The sequence below is a fragment of the Alkalihalobacillus sp. R86527 genome, from assembly GCF_042466185.1.
In the GTDB taxonomy this organism is placed as follows: domain Bacteria; phylum Bacillota; class Bacilli; order Bacillales; family Guptibacillaceae; genus Guptibacillus.
Genome location: NZ_JAXHBW010000001.1, coordinates 863,529 through 879,716, shown reverse-complemented (window position 1 = coordinate 879,716; position 16,188 = coordinate 863,529). Strand labels below are relative to the sequence as shown.

General features: G+C 42.1%; 16 protein-coding genes and 1 riboswitch. Of the genes, 1 reads left to right on the top strand and 15 read right to left on the bottom strand.

The features are described 5' to 3' along the window. Positions 1–95: 95 nt before the first annotated feature. The 6 genes from sufU to SJY16_RS04435 form a co-directional block, all read right to left on the bottom strand. A complete protein-coding gene (gene sufU / locus SJY16_RS04455) occupies positions 96–542 on the bottom strand; it encodes a Fe-S cluster assembly sulfur transfer protein SufU (RefSeq protein ID WP_377887886.1) in 447 nt (148 codons plus the stop codon). Continuing rightward, the gene (locus SJY16_RS04450) at positions 532–1,755 is read right to left on the bottom strand and encodes a cysteine desulfurase (RefSeq protein ID WP_377887885.1); all 1,224 of its coding nucleotides are present in this window, start codon (positions 1,753–1,755) and stop codon (positions 532–534) included. Before SJY16_RS04450 ends, sufU begins: the two co-directional genes overlap by 11 nt. Beyond that, the gene (gene sufD / locus SJY16_RS04445; RefSeq protein ID WP_377887884.1) at positions 1,755–3,062 is read right to left on the bottom strand and encodes a Fe-S cluster assembly protein SufD; all 1,308 of its coding nucleotides are present in this window, start codon (positions 3,060–3,062) and stop codon (positions 1,755–1,757) included. Before sufD ends, SJY16_RS04450 begins: the two co-directional genes overlap by 1 nt. Before the next feature lie 18 nt (positions 3,063–3,080). Continuing rightward, positions 3,081–3,866, bottom strand: a complete 786-nt coding sequence (sufC, locus tag SJY16_RS04440; RefSeq protein WP_377887883.1) for a Fe-S cluster assembly ATPase SufC — start codon at positions 3,864–3,866, stop codon at positions 3,081–3,083. Positions 3,867–4,641: 775 nt separating this feature from the next. Further along, a complete protein-coding gene (locus SJY16_RS20045) occupies positions 4,642–4,782 on the bottom strand; it encodes a YuzK family famiily protein (RefSeq protein WP_483860829.1) in 141 nt (46 codons plus the stop codon). A 270-nt stretch (positions 4,783–5,052) separates the two neighbouring features. After that, entirely contained in the window at positions 5,053–5,424 is a 372-nt protein-coding gene (locus SJY16_RS04435; RefSeq protein WP_377887881.1) for a carboxymuconolactone decarboxylase family protein, read from the bottom strand. 172 nt (positions 5,425–5,596) lie between these two features. On the opposite strand from SJY16_RS04435, the gene SJY16_RS04430 reads away from it, so the two are divergent. After that, on the top strand, positions 5,597–6,547 hold the full coding sequence (locus tag SJY16_RS04430) for an L-lactate dehydrogenase (RefSeq protein WP_377887880.1): 951 nt from the start codon (positions 5,597–5,599) through the stop codon (positions 6,545–6,547). 46 nt (positions 6,548–6,593) lie between these two features. Here the strand turns inward: SJY16_RS04430 and SJY16_RS04425 are convergent, their stop codons facing one another. The 9 genes from SJY16_RS04425 to ilvC all read right to left on the bottom strand — a co-directional run bounded on the left by SJY16_RS04425 (position 6,594) and on the right by ilvC (position 16,170). Then, the gene (locus SJY16_RS04425; protein WP_377887879.1) at positions 6,594–7,436 is read right to left on the bottom strand and encodes a MetQ/NlpA family ABC transporter substrate-binding protein; all 843 of its coding nucleotides are present in this window, start codon (positions 7,434–7,436) and stop codon (positions 6,594–6,596) included. Between the two features lie 21 nt (positions 7,437–7,457). Continuing rightward, complete coding sequence (locus tag SJY16_RS04420) at positions 7,458–8,126, bottom strand: methionine ABC transporter permease (protein WP_377887877.1); 669 nt, start codon at positions 8,124–8,126, stop codon at positions 7,458–7,460. After that, a complete protein-coding gene (locus tag SJY16_RS04415; RefSeq protein ID WP_377887875.1) occupies positions 8,119–9,138 on the bottom strand; it encodes a methionine ABC transporter ATP-binding protein in 1,020 nt (339 codons plus the stop codon). The genes SJY16_RS04420 and SJY16_RS04415 overlap by 8 nt, the downstream gene beginning before the upstream one ends. Before the next feature lie 115 nt (positions 9,139–9,253). Continuing rightward, positions 9,254–9,363: riboswitch (SAM riboswitch) on the bottom strand. A gap of 97 nt (positions 9,364–9,460) precedes the next feature. Next, a complete protein-coding gene (gene ilvA / locus SJY16_RS04410; protein ID WP_377887874.1) occupies positions 9,461–10,489 on the bottom strand; it encodes a threonine ammonia-lyase in 1,029 nt (342 codons plus the stop codon). Further along, positions 10,464–11,051, bottom strand: a complete 588-nt coding sequence (gene leuD, locus SJY16_RS04405; protein WP_377887872.1) for a 3-isopropylmalate dehydratase small subunit — start codon at positions 11,049–11,051, stop codon at positions 10,464–10,466. Before leuD ends, ilvA begins: the two co-directional genes overlap by 26 nt. Positions 11,052–11,063: 12 nt before the next feature. Beyond that, positions 11,064–12,482, bottom strand: coding sequence for a 3-isopropylmalate dehydratase large subunit (gene leuC, locus SJY16_RS04400; protein ID WP_377887871.1), 1,419 nt, complete (start codon positions 12,480–12,482; stop codon positions 11,064–11,066). A gap of 11 nt (positions 12,483–12,493) precedes the next feature. Next, positions 12,494–13,600, bottom strand: a complete 1,107-nt coding sequence (gene leuB / locus SJY16_RS04395) for a 3-isopropylmalate dehydrogenase (protein WP_377887870.1) — start codon at positions 13,598–13,600, stop codon at positions 12,494–12,496. A gap of 16 nt (positions 13,601–13,616) precedes the next feature. Beyond that, on the bottom strand, positions 13,617–15,158 hold the full coding sequence (locus tag SJY16_RS04390) for a 2-isopropylmalate synthase (RefSeq protein WP_377887869.1): 1,542 nt from the start codon (positions 15,156–15,158) through the stop codon (positions 13,617–13,619). Next, entirely contained in the window at positions 15,145–16,170 is a 1,026-nt protein-coding gene (gene ilvC / locus SJY16_RS04385; protein ID WP_377887868.1) for a ketol-acid reductoisomerase, read from the bottom strand. Before ilvC ends, SJY16_RS04390 begins: the two co-directional genes overlap by 14 nt. Positions 16,171–16,188: the final 18 nt, after the last annotated feature.

Genomic DNA, 16,188 nt, shown 5'->3' with positions numbered 1-16,188 from the left:
TCCCTCCTAGACATATCACATGTCAGTGTTTGGCTTACGTTCTCTTTCCATCATTCTAGTATGAATAATCATCTATTACAACACCTGGAAAGGGGTTAAGCCTCGTCGTTCTGTTCCTTAAACCCTTTCTCCATCGCTTTCCAAGAAAGTGTTGCACATTTGATACGAGCTGGAAATTTAGATACACCTTGAAGAGCTTCAATGTCACCTAGATCGAATTCTTCATCGTTGTACTCTTTTCCTTGCATCATGTCAGAGAAGATCTTAGACATACGGAGTGCTTCATCAACTTCAAGGCCTTTAACAGATTCCGTCATCATGGAAGCAGATGCTAGAGATATCGAGCAACCTTCTCCAATAAACTTCGCCTCTGATATCTTACCTTCATCCACTTTCAACTGAAGCTGAATCGCGTCTCCACATGTTGGATTGTTCATATTAATTTTCAGGTCGCCTTCTTCAAGCTCCCCTTTATTTCTAGGGTTTTTGTAATGATCCATAATGACCTGTCGATATAACTGGTCAAGATTGTTAAAAGACATGACCAAAAAACTCCTTTGCTTTTTGTAAACCTGCTACAAAAGTGTCCACGTCTTCTTCAGTGTTATATAAATAGAAGCTAGCACGAGCTGTAGCTGATACCTCTAACCACTTCATAAGTGGCTGAGCACAATGGTGTCCTGCTCGAACTGCAATCCCTTCAGTATCGAGCACTGTTGCCAGATCATGAGGATGAACATCGTCACTGTTGAACGTTACTACGCCAGCACGTTCATCAGGACCATAAACCTGCACACCATCAATCTTAGACATCTGTTGCACTGCATAGTTCGCAAGGTGCTGTTCATGCGCTTTAATGTTATCCATACCGACCTCGTTTAAGAAGTCGATTGCAGCACCAAGGCCGACAGCTCCTGCAATGATAGGAGTTCCTCCCTCAAACTTCCACGGTAGATCTTTCCACGTCGAGTCATAAAGACCAACGAAGTCAATCATTTCTCCACCGAATTCAAACGGCTTCATGTTTTCAAGGTGATGCTTTTTACCGTATAGAACTCCTATACCTGTTGGACCGCACATTTTATGTGCAGAAAATGCGAAAAAGTCGCAATCTAGGTCCTGGACATCGATTTTCATATGCGGTGTACTTTGCGCACCATCCACTACCATCACAGCACCATTACGGTGAGCGATCGCAGCGATTTCCTTAATTGGGTTGATCGTACCCAAGACGTTTGACACATGCATAACAGATACAATTTTCGTGTTTTCTGTTATCGTATTTTCCACATCTTCAAGTGAAATCGTTCCATCTTTTTGGAGAGGGATATATTTGAGTGTAGCACCGGTAGCTTTGACAGCTTGCTGCCACGGAATGATATTACTATGGTGTTCCATCGGAGTGATGACAACTTCGTCACCTTCCTGAAGGTTTGCACGACCATAACTTGATGCAACCATGTTTAGCGCTGTAGTCGTTCCACGAGTAAAGATAACTTCTTCAGTAGAAGAAGCATGGATAAACTCACGAACCTTCTCACGTGCGCCTTCATATGCATCTGTAGCATGCGTACCTAACGTATGAACACCACGATGGACGTTTGAATTGATTTCTTTATAATAACGCTCAACTGCATCGATGACTTGGTTAGGCTTCTGAGACGTTGCAGCACTATCAAGATAAACAAGAGGTTTCCCATTTACCTCTTGATGTAAAATGGGAAACTGCTTGCGTATATCCTGGACATTGAACATTAATTTACTTTCCTTTCGGTTACCTCGATCGCACGGTTTTTAACGCCTTCGATAGGAAGTTCGTTAATAACAGGAGCAAGGAATCCGTGGATAATTAAACGTTCTGCTTCTTTACGGTTGATTCCGCGACTTTGTAGATAGAAGAGTTGAAGTGGATCTACTTTACCAACAGATGCCGCGTGTCCAGCCATAACATCATCTTCATCGATTAGAAGGATTGGGTTCGCATCGCCTCTTGCCTTTTCATTCATCATAAGAACGCGTTGAGTCTGGTCACCATTCGATTTCGTAGCGCCGTGCTCAATTTTCGTAACACCATTGAAAATCGCACTTGCACTATCCTTTTGAACGCCATGAACAAGAAGAACACCTTCAGAGTTTTTACCATGATGGAAAATCTCATTTGTGAAGTTCTGCTTCTGATTGCCACGACCGATTGTAACAGTCTTAGAATCAGCAGTAGAACCATCACCAACAAGGTTCGTCGAGTTCGTTGAAACTGTATTACCGTCGTTCATTTGAGCGAGTGCCCAATCAACGTTACCGTCACGGGCAACGTTCGCACGACGGTTCACATACGTAGTAACGCCTTTTGCAAAGTTATCAACTGATCCGAACGTTACGCGAGCATTCTGTCCAACATGAACTTCAGCAATAATGTTAGCTACTGATTCAACGTCATGAGAATAAGATAGATAGTTCTCTACGTATGTTACGGAACTGTTGTCTTCAGCAACGATAATAACGTGGTTGAATAGACCTGCTTCAGGGTCTTCTTGCCAGTATAGAGCTTGAACTGGAACTTCTACATCCACGTTGCGTGGAACGTATAGGAACGTCCCTCCATTAAGAAGTGCTGTATGAAGTGCTGTTAAACGGTGTTCATCCACTTTCACAACGTCTTTCATGAAGTACTTCTCAACAAGTTCACTATGGTTTTGAACAGCTGTTTGAATGTCTGTAAAGATAACACCTTTATCTTTAAGTTCATCAGAAAGCTGATTGAAAACTGGCGTTGAATTACGATGCACGAGAAGGTTACCTGATTGCTGGTCTTTCGCAACTAGATCCTTAATATCTTCAGGAAGTTCATCCAATGAAGAAATACCTTCTGTAGGTACATCGTGCTTAAACGAAGTGAAATTAAATTTATCTATTTTAGTCTTATCCGGTTTTGGCATAGGAAGGTCTGTTGACTTCTCTAGTGCCATAAGTCGAAGCTGAGTAAGCCATTGTGGCTCCTGTCGCTTCTCTGAAAAAGACCGAATATAATCTTGATCGAATGCAATCTTCGTATCCACTGACATTGTCATCCTCCTTACTGCTTACGCTTCTTGGCCAACTGTTTCGTCTTTAATACCTAGTTCTTCTTTAATCCAATCGTAACCTTCTGCTTCAAGACGCTGAGCTAATTCAGCACCGCCGGATTTCACAATGCGTCCCTGCATCATTACGTGAACTTTGTCTGGAGTAATATAGTTTAGAAGACGCTGATAGTGAGTGATGATCAAGCAACCAAACTCTTCGTTACGCATTGCGTTAACACCTTTAGAAACGACTTTAAGAGCGTCGATATCAAGACCAGAGTCAATTTCATCAAGAACCGCAATCTTTGGTTCAAGCATCATAAGCTGAAGAATTTCGTTACGCTTCTTCTCACCACCTGAGAATCCTTCATTAAGGTAACGCTGAGCAAATTCTTCGCCCATATCAAGATCAGCCATTTTGCTATCTAGCTTTTTGATGAATTTCATTAGAGAAATTTCATCGCCTTCTTCACGACGAGCATTGATCGCTGTACGTAGGAAATCAGCGTTTGTTACACCGCTTACTTCACTTGGATATTGCATAGCAAGGAAGAGGCCCGCTTTCGCACGCTCATCAACTTCCATTTCAAGTACATCTTCATCATCAAGGAAGACTTTGCCTTCAGTGATTTGATATTTCGGATGTCCCATGATAGCGGATGCAAGGGTAGATTTACCTGTACCGTTCGGACCCATTACTGCATGAATTTCGCCACCATTTATTTCAAGGTCTAGCCCCTTGATAATCTCTTTTCCTTCAATGGAAACATGAAGATTTTCAATCTTAAGAGTTGATGCTGCCATTTGTGAATACCTCCAATAACGTTTATACTATTCCTTCTTCCTTCCTTATTGTATTAGCTATAAGGTTTATGTCAAGGAATGTGTGCTGAGTCATTCTCAATCTATTTTCATTCTAATTTTATAACAAATCCAAACTATTATCAAGGAACGAGAAAGGCGTCCTTCCCTAGCGTACACCACAAATCTATGCACTATTCAGACAAGAGTTTGCACCCAAGAGTAAGCGTATCATTTCCACATACAGTAGACAACGGATGTTATTCTCATTATTCAATTAAAAAAACCAGTCGAAAGACTGGTCAGTTTGTAGAACAACCTTAACCTGTGCTCCCGAGGCCGTAGGAGTTTGAATACCGCTTGCTTTCCTGCGGACGAACGCGGGAGTCAAGCGGTATTCACTCCTACTAGATGGCGATGAAGCTAAGCATAACGACCAGTTCTATTGAATCCAATTAAATAAGAAAAATATTCCTTTCCGTTTTTATCCAAGTTAATTATTAAAGATTCTTGATTTGATGAAAAATGATTTAATTTATCTCACAATAACGTAGATTGGAGCGGAAGGATGCTCGACTCCTGGGGGATTAGCGGGACAGGTGAGACCCCACAGGAGCGTAAGCGACGAGGAGGCTCACCGCCCGCCCCCCGGAAAGCGAGCATCCTGGAGCGGAAATCCCTCTTACTTATTGCTAAAGGTAAACAGAAAAGCTGCCGAGATTTTCTCGACAGCTTGACCAGTCGAAAGACTGGTTTTTAGTGGCGTATTATGTCTGATTCACTTTTGCAACTTACGGTCGAATTCACTTACCATCATAAGACTTTGGCGATAATCCAGGTCACGATCACGCTCTATTTGCATTCGTTTCTTGAAGTTTCTGCTATATTCTGCGTAGCCTACCCCGTGAGACTGGTACATTGCCTTTTCCATTTCAGATGTGTGGTTTAACCGCAACGGGCTAATAATGAATCAATCCTTTCAAGTATCGTTATTTAATCACTTACTTAATTTACCACTTTAATCAGCTAGCCCACAAACACCATTTAAAGGAATTACAAAGGAAATATCGCTCTCTGCTATGTTCTGAATATATTGAAAACTATAAATCATATCTTTCCTTCTTTTAACAACCATTTACAACTAACTCTCTTTGGACCATGCATATATATAATAGAAGAAACTCGTTTTTTAATGCTTCATTTGATTGAGGTCAGTTATACACTCTTGCACAAGAGTAACCGCTTGACTCATTGAAGCCCCACCGCCGAATGCTGCTGTTACGCCAACTGTTTCAAGAATCTCTTCTTCCGTACACCCTTGATCAAGGCACCCTTTTGTATGGTAAATAATACAATACTCGTCTTGAGAAAAAATAGATATACCGAGAGCAATCATCTGCTTTTCTTTTTGACTAATCGCTCCTGCTTTGAAACAAGCTTCTGTAAAAGCATTATATTTCTTAGCAATTTGAGGCATTTTCTCTGTAAATACCCCAAGTCCTTCTTTGTAATCATGAAGTGCTGTTTGTGCAAAGTTTGTATTTTGTTGATCTTGCGTCACGTCACATTCCTCCTTCTTTTTATTCAGAGTTAGTATGAGAAGACAACTACAAAGCTATCCATTAAAAAAACGATAGAAAGAAAATTCTGTAAGGCCACTGTGAGCATCATCACATGTATCCTCACTGAAGTTCGTTACACTTCAACTATGAGATAAAAAGGGAGTGAGTGGAATGTTTGAAGGAAAAACAAGCCGCGTTGCAGTAATTGGAACAGGATTCGTAGGAACAAGCTATGCTTTTTCATTACTCAATCAAGAAGTTGTGAATGAACTTGTTTTGATCGACATTAATAAAGATAAAGCCGAAGGTGAAGCAAGAGACCTTAATCACGGTCTGCCTTTTGGGGCACAAATGAAAATTTGGGCTGGTAAGTACGAAGATTGTCGTGAGGCCGATATCGTGGTGATCGCCGCAGGAGCGAATCAAGCTCCAGGCGAGACGCGACTCGATTTAATCGATAAAAACACGGTGATTTTCAAGAAAATCGTATCGAATATAATGGCTAGCCAGTTCCATGGCATCTTCATCGTTGCAACGAATCCCGTTGATATACTCAGCTATGCAACATGGAAATTCTCAGGTCTTCCGAAAGAAAGAGTGATTGGTTCCGGAACAATCCTAGATACAGCGAGGTTTCGATATTCATTAGGAGAATACTTTCAAGTTGATTCAAGAAATGTCCATGGATATATATTAGGTGAACATGGGGATACAGAATTGCCAGTTTGGAGTCACGCTTCGATCGGAAGCCGACCTGTTCTTTCTTTGATTAAGGATAATCCAAATGGAAAAGCAGAACTCGATTCGCTATTCGCAGATGTCAGGGATGCCGCTTATCATATTATTGAACGTAAAGGTGCCACGTATTATGGAATTGCAATGGGACTTGTCCGTCTAACCAAGGCCATTCTTCGAAATGAAAATTCTATCCTTACTGTTTCCTCTCTTTTAGAGGGAGAATACGGCTTAGATAATCTCTATATCGGCGTCCCAGCCATCATAAACAAAAACGGAATTAAGAAAGTCATCGAGCTTGAGCTTGATGATCGTGAAATGGAGAAACTTAAACACTCTGCTAAAACACTGAAGGATGCTATGCAACCTGTTCTCCTCCACGATTAAATGACCATGAAAAAGGGTTCTCCACGTTGGAGAACCCTTTGTTTGTTTATTCGTTTACTGGAACGACTGCTCCATCATACTCTTCTTTAATGAATGTTTGAATTTCCTCAGATCGAAGTACTTCGACAAGGGTTTTTACTGCTTCGTTATCTTCATCACCTTTATTTACAGTGATGATATTCACGTATGGAGAGTCAGACCCTTCACGTGCAATTGCGTCTTCTTGTGGGTTTAAGCCAGCATCAATCGCGTAGTTTGTGTTGATCATAACTGCATCGCCTTCACCTTGTTTATAAATCTGTGGAAGGAGTGAAGCTTCGACGTTTGTTTTGAAATTAAGTTCTTTAGGATTTTCTGCGATGTCCTCTACTTGCGCATCCGTAGGGTCAACACCTTCTTTGATCTTGATCAAGCCTTTTGCTTCTAATAATGAAAGCATACGACCGTGGTCAGATACAGAATTACTCATGATGATTTCTGCACCTTTTGGAAGTGCATCAAGGTTTTCGTACTCTTGTGAATACACGCCGATTGGTTCGATGTGGATCCCACCAGCATTAACAAAATCATAATTTTTATTTTCTTCCATCTGAAGATCCATGTAAGGAACTGTTTGGAAGTAGTTTGCATCTAATTCGCCATTAGCTAGTGTCTTGTTAGGTAGAATATAATCCTGGAATCTTTCAATTTCAAGAGTGATCCCTTTTTCTTCAAGAAGCGGTTGCGCTTTTTCTAGGATTTCAGCATGCGGCACGTTCGATGCTCCAACAACTAGCTTCTTTTCTTCATCTTCTGAGCTAGAACCTTCACTGTTTCCACCGTTATTGCCTCCACAAGCCGATAGTGCTGCAAGAGCAAGAACTGACAAAATAAATAATAGTTTTTTCATGGTTTCTCTCTCCTTTTTTATCTATCTTTTATCCATCGCTCGGGTTGTTACATCTCCGATAACCTGGAGAACTGCAACAATTGCGAGTATTAATACTGTTGCTACGAGTGTTACATCAGGGTTATTTCTTTGGAAACCGTCTAGATAAGCAAGATCTCCAAGGCCACCAGCCCCAACGACACCCGCCATCGCTGTGTAACTGACTAGCGCGATTGCAGTTACCGTAATACCTGAAATTAACGCAGGCATCGCTTCAGGAAGTAGAACTTTAAAGATAATCTGTCCATTCGTTGCGCCCATCGCTTGGGATGCTTCAATGACGCCTCGATCCACTTCTCTAAGAGCGATTTCGACCATTCGAGCATAGAATGGCGCAGCTCCAGCAATAAGTGCTGGTAATGCTGCATTTGCACCGAGCATTGTTCCAACAATGTAGACAGATAGCGGTATAAGTAAAATAATTAATATAATGAAGGGAATCGAACGAAACAGATTGACCACCCCTGCAACGATTCCGTTAACAAACCGGTTTTCCCAGGTGTTTCCTTTTGAAGTTAAGAAAAGTAGAAGACCTAGAACAATGCCGAGAATGAACGTTGCAAAAACGGATATTGCAGTCATATAGATTGTTTGTAATGATGCTTCCCACATATCCTCCCAACGCACATTAGGAAATAATGAACTAAGCATTTGGAATCACCTCAACTTTCACTTGCCCTCGTGCATAATCCAATGCGTTATCGATGGCCGCTTGATCTCCTTTGAGTAAGACGGATAACTTGCCATACGGTCCATCTTGAGTATGGGTGACTTTACCTTGAATAATGTTTACCTCGATTTGAAATTCTCTAATCAACTGCGTTACGAGCGGTGAGCCAGTAGCACCTTTCACGAAAGTAAATTGTACGAGCGTCCCATCCGCTCCTTCACTTAAATGGGTAATCGACTCTTTCATCTCTTCAGGTTCACTCAACTGATTAACGAAGTCTCGGGTGATCGGCTGCTGTGGATGATGAAAAATATCAAGAACTGGTCCTTCTTCCACAACATTTCCACCTTCCATGACTGCTACACGATGACAAATCTTTCTTATTACGTGCATTTCATGGGTGATTAACACAATCGTTAACCCAAGCTCTTTATTAATTTTCTTTAGCAAATCTAAAATACTATCCGTTGTTTTCGGATCCAAAGCAGAAGTTGCTTCATCACAAAGTAACACTTTCGGATTGTTAGCAAGCGCCCTCGCAATTCCAACTCGTTGCTTTTGCCCACCACTTAATTGTGAAGGATAAGCATCTTCTCTCCCAGTTAGCCCAACAAGATTGATTAACTCTGCTACGCGAGCTTTACGTTTCTCTTTCGGGACACCAGATATTTCAAGTGGGAACGCAATATTTTCTTTTACAGTACGTGACCAGAGAATATTAAAGTGTTGAAAAATCATTCCTATTTCTTGTCTTGCCAATCGAAGATCTTTTTTCTTCAACTTAGATAACGCTTTGTCATCTACCGTTACGCTACCTTCAGTCGGCCTCTCTAGTAAATTCAACATTCGGATCAATGTACTTTTACCAGCACCACTATATCCGATTACTCCGAAAATTTCGCCTTTTTTGATTGTAAGATCAGTATTCTTCACCGCTTCCACTGGGCCAGAAGCTGCAAAGAAGGTCTTTTTTATCCCTTTTAACTCAATCATTTGCACACATCCTTTTTAGGTACGATGTCCCATGAATCATAGTTGTTGACACGTCTTCATATTAAAAAATGCCTCTCCGCTATGAGCAGAAAGGCACTTGAAAATCGATGTCTTCCTCTCATTTCTCAAAGCAACTGCTTTGCAGGAATTGGCACCTTCTCAAACAAGTTGTTTGTTGGTTGCCGGGCTTCACAGGGCCAGTCCCTCCACCTCTCTGAATAAGAGATATTTAGTTATTAACACGTTACTCTGGTTAAGTACTAAATCGAATTCTAGCATGGGACTTTTAGTGTGTCAATCAATGAGTAAAAAGTTTGAATTTTTAAATAACCTTTAGATTTTCGCTTCTATTGTTTGCTTCAGCTGAAAGCTTTTTATAAGTTGAGATCATCTCTACATCTGCATTACCGCCACTAATGACCGCGCTTATTCTCTTACCTTTTATTGCACCGCTTAAGAGTGCTGCAACTGAAGCCGCTCCCGCTCCTTCGACAAGGGTTTTCTGACGTTGAAGCATAAAGATTATGGCTGACGCTATGCTTTCTTCGCTCACAGTAACCATTTCATCGACTAGTTCTTCAATAATCGGATAAGTCTTTTGACCTGGTTCTTTCACAGAGATTCCATCTGCAATCGACTTTGCTGAAGACAATTTACTTGTCCCCAATCCCTGGAAACGATTCCATGTGGCTGAGGCTTCAGAAGCTTGAACACCGATAAGCTTCACATGAGGAAAAAAGTCTCTGATCGCAACTGCCATTCCAGCCAATAAACCGCCACCGCCAACCGGAACTAGAATGCCGTCTAGATCAGGACACTGTTGCATGATTTCAAGTGCAATCGTCCCCTGACCAGCCATAACATCTTCATCATCAAAGGCATGTACAAATGTAGCGCCTCGTTTCTGTTGATCGTCTTGTGCTGCTTTGAAAGCTTCATGATAGGACTCGCCCTCAAGAACAATCTCAGCACCGTATGATTTCGTAGCCTCAATCTTACTTAACGGAGTATGAGTCGGCATGAAAATTCTTGATTTGATTCCTTTCGAAGCGAGTGCTACTCCCTGAGCATGGTTTCCTGCTGAAGCAGCTACAATCCCTCTCGCTGCCTCTATATCCGTTAACTTCGAAACTTTATTATAAGCTCCGCGTAGCTTGAACGAACCTGTACGCTGTAGGTTCTCCATCTTTAAATAAACATCTTTTCCAGTTAGTCGATTGAGTGAATGTGAACGTTGTAAAGGAGTCCTGTGGACGGCTCCAAGTAAATTTTCCATTGCTTTTACGACATGAACGTTGTATTTCTCCTGATAATTCCCAAGTTTCTCACACTCCTGAAGGTTGATTTTCATACTTCTGAATTTTATGTTCGAGGGATAAGGTACGTGATACTTCGTCCCAGCCGTTTAACAGCATTTCCTTCCAGTAAGGATAAATATCAAACGTTACACGTAGCCCCTCCTGATCCTGTATGAGTTGGTCTTGAAGATTAACTGTCAATGAATAACCATCAAATGCTTTTGAGAACATTTCTGAGATGGCTTCTTGTGGAAGCGCGATTGGAAGAATTCCGTTTTTGACGCAATTGTTATAGAAAATATCCGCGAAGCTTGGGGCAATAATCACTCTAAACCCATAGTCTAGTAGTGCCCATGGCGCATGTTCCCTCGAGGATCCACACCCAAAGTTTTTACCAGCTACAAGGACTGATGAGGATCGATACTGCTCTTCGTTTAATGAGAAGTCAGATCGCGCTATTCCATCATCGTCAAACCTCCAATGATAGAACAAGAACTGCCCAAAACCTTGCCTCTCAATTCGTTTCAAAAATTGCTTTGGAATGATTTGGTCAGTGTCCACATTCACCTTTTCAAGGGGATAAACGATACCAGTATATTCATTGATTGGTTCCATACTTTCACTCCTTTACACAACAGTCGGCTTCATTTTTCTAGCATCGGTGAACTTACCTTCCAATGCTGCGGCCGCTGCCATAGCAGGGCTAACGAGGTGCGTTCTAGAGCCATTCCCTTGACGACCCTCAAAATTACGATTCGAAGTTGAAGCACATCGTTCTCCAGGTGGTACGATGTCGTCATTCATTGCAAGACACATACTACATCCTGCCTCTCTCCATTCAAAACCAGCTTCCATAAACACTTGATCTAGCCCTTCAGCTTCTGCTATATCTTTAACAGATTTAGAACCTGGCACCACTAGAGCTCGAACATGACTGTGTACCTTTCTTCCTCGAACGATGTTCGCTGCTGACCTTAAATCACTAATTCGGGAATTTGTACAAGAACCTATGAACACATGTTGAATGTCGATATCCTGTATCGCCATTCCTGCTGTTAGACCCATGTATGTTAATGCTTGAGCGATCGCCTTCTGATCACCTGGATCTTCATAATCTTCAGGGAAAGGTACTCTACCGTAAACTGAAGTCCCCATCGAAGGGTTCGTTCCCCATGTTACCTGTGGTTCGATTTCATCAGCGTGTATTTCTAACACATCATCGTACTGTGCTCCTTCATCGCTCGCGAGGCTTCTCCACTCTTCTACAGCATCTTCAAAAGCTTCGCCTTGTGGCACGTGCCTTTTCCCCTTTAGATAGTCAAACGTTACCTCATCAGGGCTAATCAATCCAGCCTTAGCACCAGCTTCAATCGACATGTTGCAGATCGTCATTCGTTCTTCCATAGACATCTTTCGAATCGCTTCACCAGTGTATTCTAATACAGCACCTGTCCCTGCATTTACGCCAAATTTCGCGATGATCGCAAGAATAATATCTTTCGCCGTCACACCAGCACCTGGCTGACCGCTCACTCGAACTTCAATCGTCTTCGGAGGAGATTGCCATAGGGTCTGCGTTGAAAGAACATGTTCAACTTCACTCGTTCCGATGCCAAAAGCAAGGGCTCCGAAAGCACCGTGAGTTGACGTATGACTATCGCCACAGACGATCGTTTTACCTGGTTGAGTTAAACCAAGTTCGGGTCCGATTACATGAACGATTCCTTGATCTGGATGGTTGATATCAGCAATTTCAACACCGAATTCCTTACAATTTTCTTCTAACTTCTCCATCTGTACTTTTGATACCGGATCATTAATAATATGTCGTGCAATAGTAGGAACATTATGATCCATCGTTGCAAAAGTCAGGTCAGGCCGTCTAACCTTCCGTTGGTTCATCCGCAGGCCTTCAAAAGCCTGCGGAGATGTCACTTCATGCACAAGATGCAAATCAATATAAAGTAAATCTGGACTACCTTTTTCTCTATGAACAATATGTTTATTCCAGATTTTTTCAATAATTGTTTCTGACACCACACCCATCCTCCTCTCTATCACGCATAAGCTTCCATGATTCCAGCCGTAGCATTGTCTTCAGCCAATTGAAGGACCACTTGATTGATCATCCTATCTGTACTAAGTCCACGTTTCCCTTTTCTCGCAAGATCACTAGTGAAAAATCCTGCTTCGAGTACTTCTTTAACAGCCTTGTCAATCGCTTCCGATTCTTCTTTCATATTGAAGGAATGATTCAACATCATCGATGCCGATAGAATCATTGCTAGTGGGTTCGCCAGGTTTTTCCCAGCGATATCAGGTGCCGAACCGTGCACAGGTTCATACATTCCAAACCCATCTTTTCTAAGACTTGCTGATGGAAGCATCCCTAAAGATCCTGTAATCATAGAAGCTTCATCACTTAAGATATCTCCGAAAAGGTTTTCCGTTACGATTACGTCAAAGTGCGTTGGGTTTTGGACGATTTTCATCGCTGCAGCATCTACAAGCATATGCTCTACTTCAATATCTGGATAATTCGCTGCTTTTTCATTTACAATTTCACGCCACATTCTACTCGATTCTAGAACATTGGCTTTATCGACGCTTGTTAGCTTTTTCTTGCGCTTCCTAGCTGCTCGAAATCCCTGGTCAACGATGCGTTCGATCTCATCACGGGTATAGGAAAGGGTATCCACTACGCGATTTCCCCCTTCTCTTCGTTCACTCGGGGTACCAAAATAGAGACCACCAGTTAACTCTCGTACGATCAACATATCGACACCTTTGATGCGCTCTTCCTTCAAAGGTGATGCATCTAAAAGACTGTCATATGCTTTAACTGGACGTAGATTTGCAAACAACTCAAGCTCTTTTCTAATTTTTAGAAGGCCTTTTTCAGGACGAAGTTTCCCAGGAAGATCATCCCACTTCGGTCCGCCTACCGCGCCTAAAAGAACTGCATCAGATCCTTTACACATATCAAGTGTTTCTTTAGGCAACGGTTCACCTGTTTCATCAATAGCTACGCCACCAATGACGCCTTTTTGAAATTCGAACGTATGGCCGAATCGATCTGCTACGGCATTGAGAACTTTAATCGTTCCCTCCATCACCTCTGTGCCAATTCCATCTCCTGGTAATACCGCAACTGTTTTCTTCATCCTTGTTAACCTCCTTTTATACGTGAGCTTGCTTTTTAACTAAATAATTTTCACGAGCGAGCGTCCTGTTTACTCCGTTCAAGTAAGCATTTGCTGAAGCCTCTAGTACATCCTGGGCAGTACCTCGCCCACTTGATTCAATTCCGTTATACAAGACACGAACATGAACTTCTGCTAGGGCATCACGCCCCCCACCAACTGAACTTAAACGATAGTCTTGTAGCTGTAGCGTACCTGGTATCATTTGTTCAAGCGTATTATAGATTGCTTCAACACTCCCCGAACCTGTGCCAGCTTGCTGCAGCATCGATTGATCAGGTGACTTCATTGAAATGGTTGCTGTCGGAATATTAGCTGTACCATATTGTACCTGTATACTATGAATCTCATATTTCTCAACTGTCTCGTCAGTCTGTATATCAGTTAGAAGCGTGATTAAATCTTCTTCTGTGATGTGTTTTTTCTTATCAGCAAGATCTTTGAAATTAGTGAAAGCCTCTACGATTTTCGACTCATCAAGAACGAACCCTAACTCTTTTACTTTATCTTTGAATGCATGCTTTCCTGAATGCTTACCAAGAACAAGACTATTTGATTGAACACCAATTAATTGAGGACTAATAATTTCATAGGTGGATTTCTCCTTAAGAACGCCATCCTGATGAATACCTGATTCATGAGCAAATGCATTTGCTCCCACGACAGCTTTATTTCCTGGCACCACCATACCAGTCAACTTACTTACCAGCGTACTCGTTCGTTTGATTTCATCCAATTTCAAGTTTGTCTCAGCGTTATAGAAATCATTTCTTATTCGAAGGGCAACAGCGACTTCTTCGATCGCAGCATTCCCAGCACGTTCACCGATTCCATTAATCGTTCCTTCAATCTGAGTAGCACCGCATTCAATCGCAGCTAGTGAGTTAGCTACAGCCATACCAAGGTCATCATGACAATGTGCAGAAAGAGCAACTTGATCGATGTTAGGAACGTTTTTCTTCAAATACGTAAATAGTTCTCCGTATTCCTGTGGACTCCGATAACCGACTGTATCCGGAATATTAATAACACTTGCACCAGCGTCGATCACTTCTGTAATGATCTTTGCTAGAAACGCTCTGTCTGAACGACATGCATCTTCAGCGGACCATTGAACTTTAGGAAACATCGTTTTTGCATACCTTACAGCTTCTACTGCAGTTTCTACCACTTGCTCAGGTGTCTTCTTAAGCTTGTGTGTCATGTGGATCGGAGATGTTGCAAGAAAGACATGCAATCTTGGGTCAGCGCCGCCTTTTAAGGCTTCCCATGCAATATCGATGTCTTTCTTATTCGCTCTGGCAAGACCTGTTACAGATACATTCCTTACTGTATCAGCTATGTTTTTCACACCCTGGAAGTCACCTTTGGAAGCGGCAGGAAAACCCGCTTCCATAATATCGACTCCTAACCTTTCGAGTTGTTTCGCGATTTCGAGCTTTTCTAATGCATTCAGATTGACACCTGCTGACTGTTCGCCGTCTCTAAGCGTCGTATCGAATACATTAATCTTTTGCACTTGAAACCACTTCCTTCTTTGATTTTGGCTTAACAAAAGGCATCATTGCGCGTAGTTCTTTCCCTACCTGTTCAATAGGGTGTTGCTTTTCTTTCTCATTGATCGCATGGTACTCAGGTCGATTCAGCTTGTTCTCTAAGATCCACCCTTTTGCAAACTTTCCTGATTGGATTTCTTCTAGAATATCCTTCATTCGTTTCTTTGTATCCGCATCGACAACGCGTGGGCCCGAAACGAAATCACCCCATTGAGCTGTATCTGAGATTGAGTAACGCATACCAGCAATACCATCTTCATACATCAAATCAACGATTAGTTTCAGCTCATGTAAACATTCAAAGTAGGCGACTTCTGGCTGATAACCCGCTTCAGTTAAGGTTTCAAATCCTGCCTTAACGAGTGACGTTAGACCACCGCAAAGCACTGCTTGCTCTCCGAAAAGATCTGTTTCTGTTTCTTCTTTGAACGATGTTTCTAGAACGCCAGCTCGTGCTCCGCCGATGCCTTTCGCGTAAGCTAGTGCAAGTTCTTTCGCTTCGCCTGTTACGTCCTGATACACGCCGAATAGTGCAGGAACGCCAGCTCCATCAGCAAATGTTCTTCTTACAAGGTGTCCAGGACCTTTTGGAGCAACTAGAAATACATCTACATTTGAAGGTGGAACAACTTGATTGAAATGAACATTGAATCCGTGAGCAAATACAAGTGCATTACCTGCTTTCAGACCTGGTTCGATCTCTTCCTTGTAAACATCCGGCTGATGTTCATCTGGGAGAAGAACCATTACTACATCAGCTTGTTCGCTTGCCTCTTTGACTGATTTCACATCGAATCCATCTTCAGATGCCTGGTCCCATGAACGTCCTTTGCGTAAACCAACCGTTACGTCAAATCCGCTTTCACGTAGATTCTGTGCATGTGCATGCCCCTGTGAACCGTATCCAACCACTGCAATCTTCTTATCTTTCAGTACACCTTCGTTAATATCACCGTTATAGTAAACTTTCGCCATTATTCTCCATCCCTTCTG

Coding starts and splice junctions, on each gene's coding strand:
- sufU (WP_377887886.1), bottom strand. CDS start 542: ATGTCTTTTAACAATCTTGACCAGTTATATCGACAGGTCATTATGGAT.
- SJY16_RS04450 (WP_377887885.1), bottom strand. CDS start 1,755: ATGTTCAATGTCCAGGATATACGCAAGCAGTTTCCCATTTTACATCAA.
- sufD (WP_377887884.1), bottom strand. CDS start 3,062: ATGTCAGTGGATACGAAGATTGCATTCGATCAAGATTATATTCGGTCT.
- sufC (WP_377887883.1), bottom strand. CDS start 3,866: ATGGCAGCATCAACTCTTAAGATTGAAAATCTTCATGTTTCCATTGAA.
- SJY16_RS20045 (WP_483860829.1), bottom strand. CDS start 4,782: ATGTACCAGTCTCACGGGGTAGGCTACGCAGAATATAGCAGAAACTTC.
- SJY16_RS04430 (WP_377887880.1), top strand. CDS start 5,597: ATGTTTGAAGGAAAAACAAGCCGCGTTGCAGTAATTGGAACAGGATTC.
- SJY16_RS04425 (WP_377887879.1), bottom strand. CDS start 7,436: ATGAAAAAACTATTATTTATTTTGTCAGTTCTTGCTCTTGCAGCACTA.
- SJY16_RS04420 (WP_377887877.1), bottom strand. CDS start 8,126: ATGCTTAGTTCATTATTTCCTAATGTGCGTTGGGAGGATATGTGGGAA.
- SJY16_RS04415 (WP_377887875.1), bottom strand. CDS start 9,138: ATGATTGAGTTAAAAGGGATAAAAAAGACCTTCTTTGCAGCTTCTGGC.
- ilvA (WP_377887874.1), bottom strand. CDS start 10,489: ATGAAAATCAACCTTCAGGAGTGTGAGAAACTTGGGAATTATCAGGAG.
- leuD (WP_377887872.1), bottom strand. CDS start 11,051: ATGGAACCAATCAATGAATATACTGGTATCGTTTATCCCCTTGAAAAG.
- leuC (WP_377887871.1), bottom strand. CDS start 12,482: ATGGGTGTGGTGTCAGAAACAATTATTGAAAAAATCTGGAATAAACAT.
- leuB (WP_377887870.1), bottom strand. CDS start 13,600: ATGAAGAAAACAGTTGCGGTATTACCAGGAGATGGAATTGGCACAGAG.
- ilvC (WP_377887868.1), bottom strand. CDS start 16,170: ATGGCGAAAGTTTACTATAACGGTGATATTAACGAAGGTGTACTGAAA.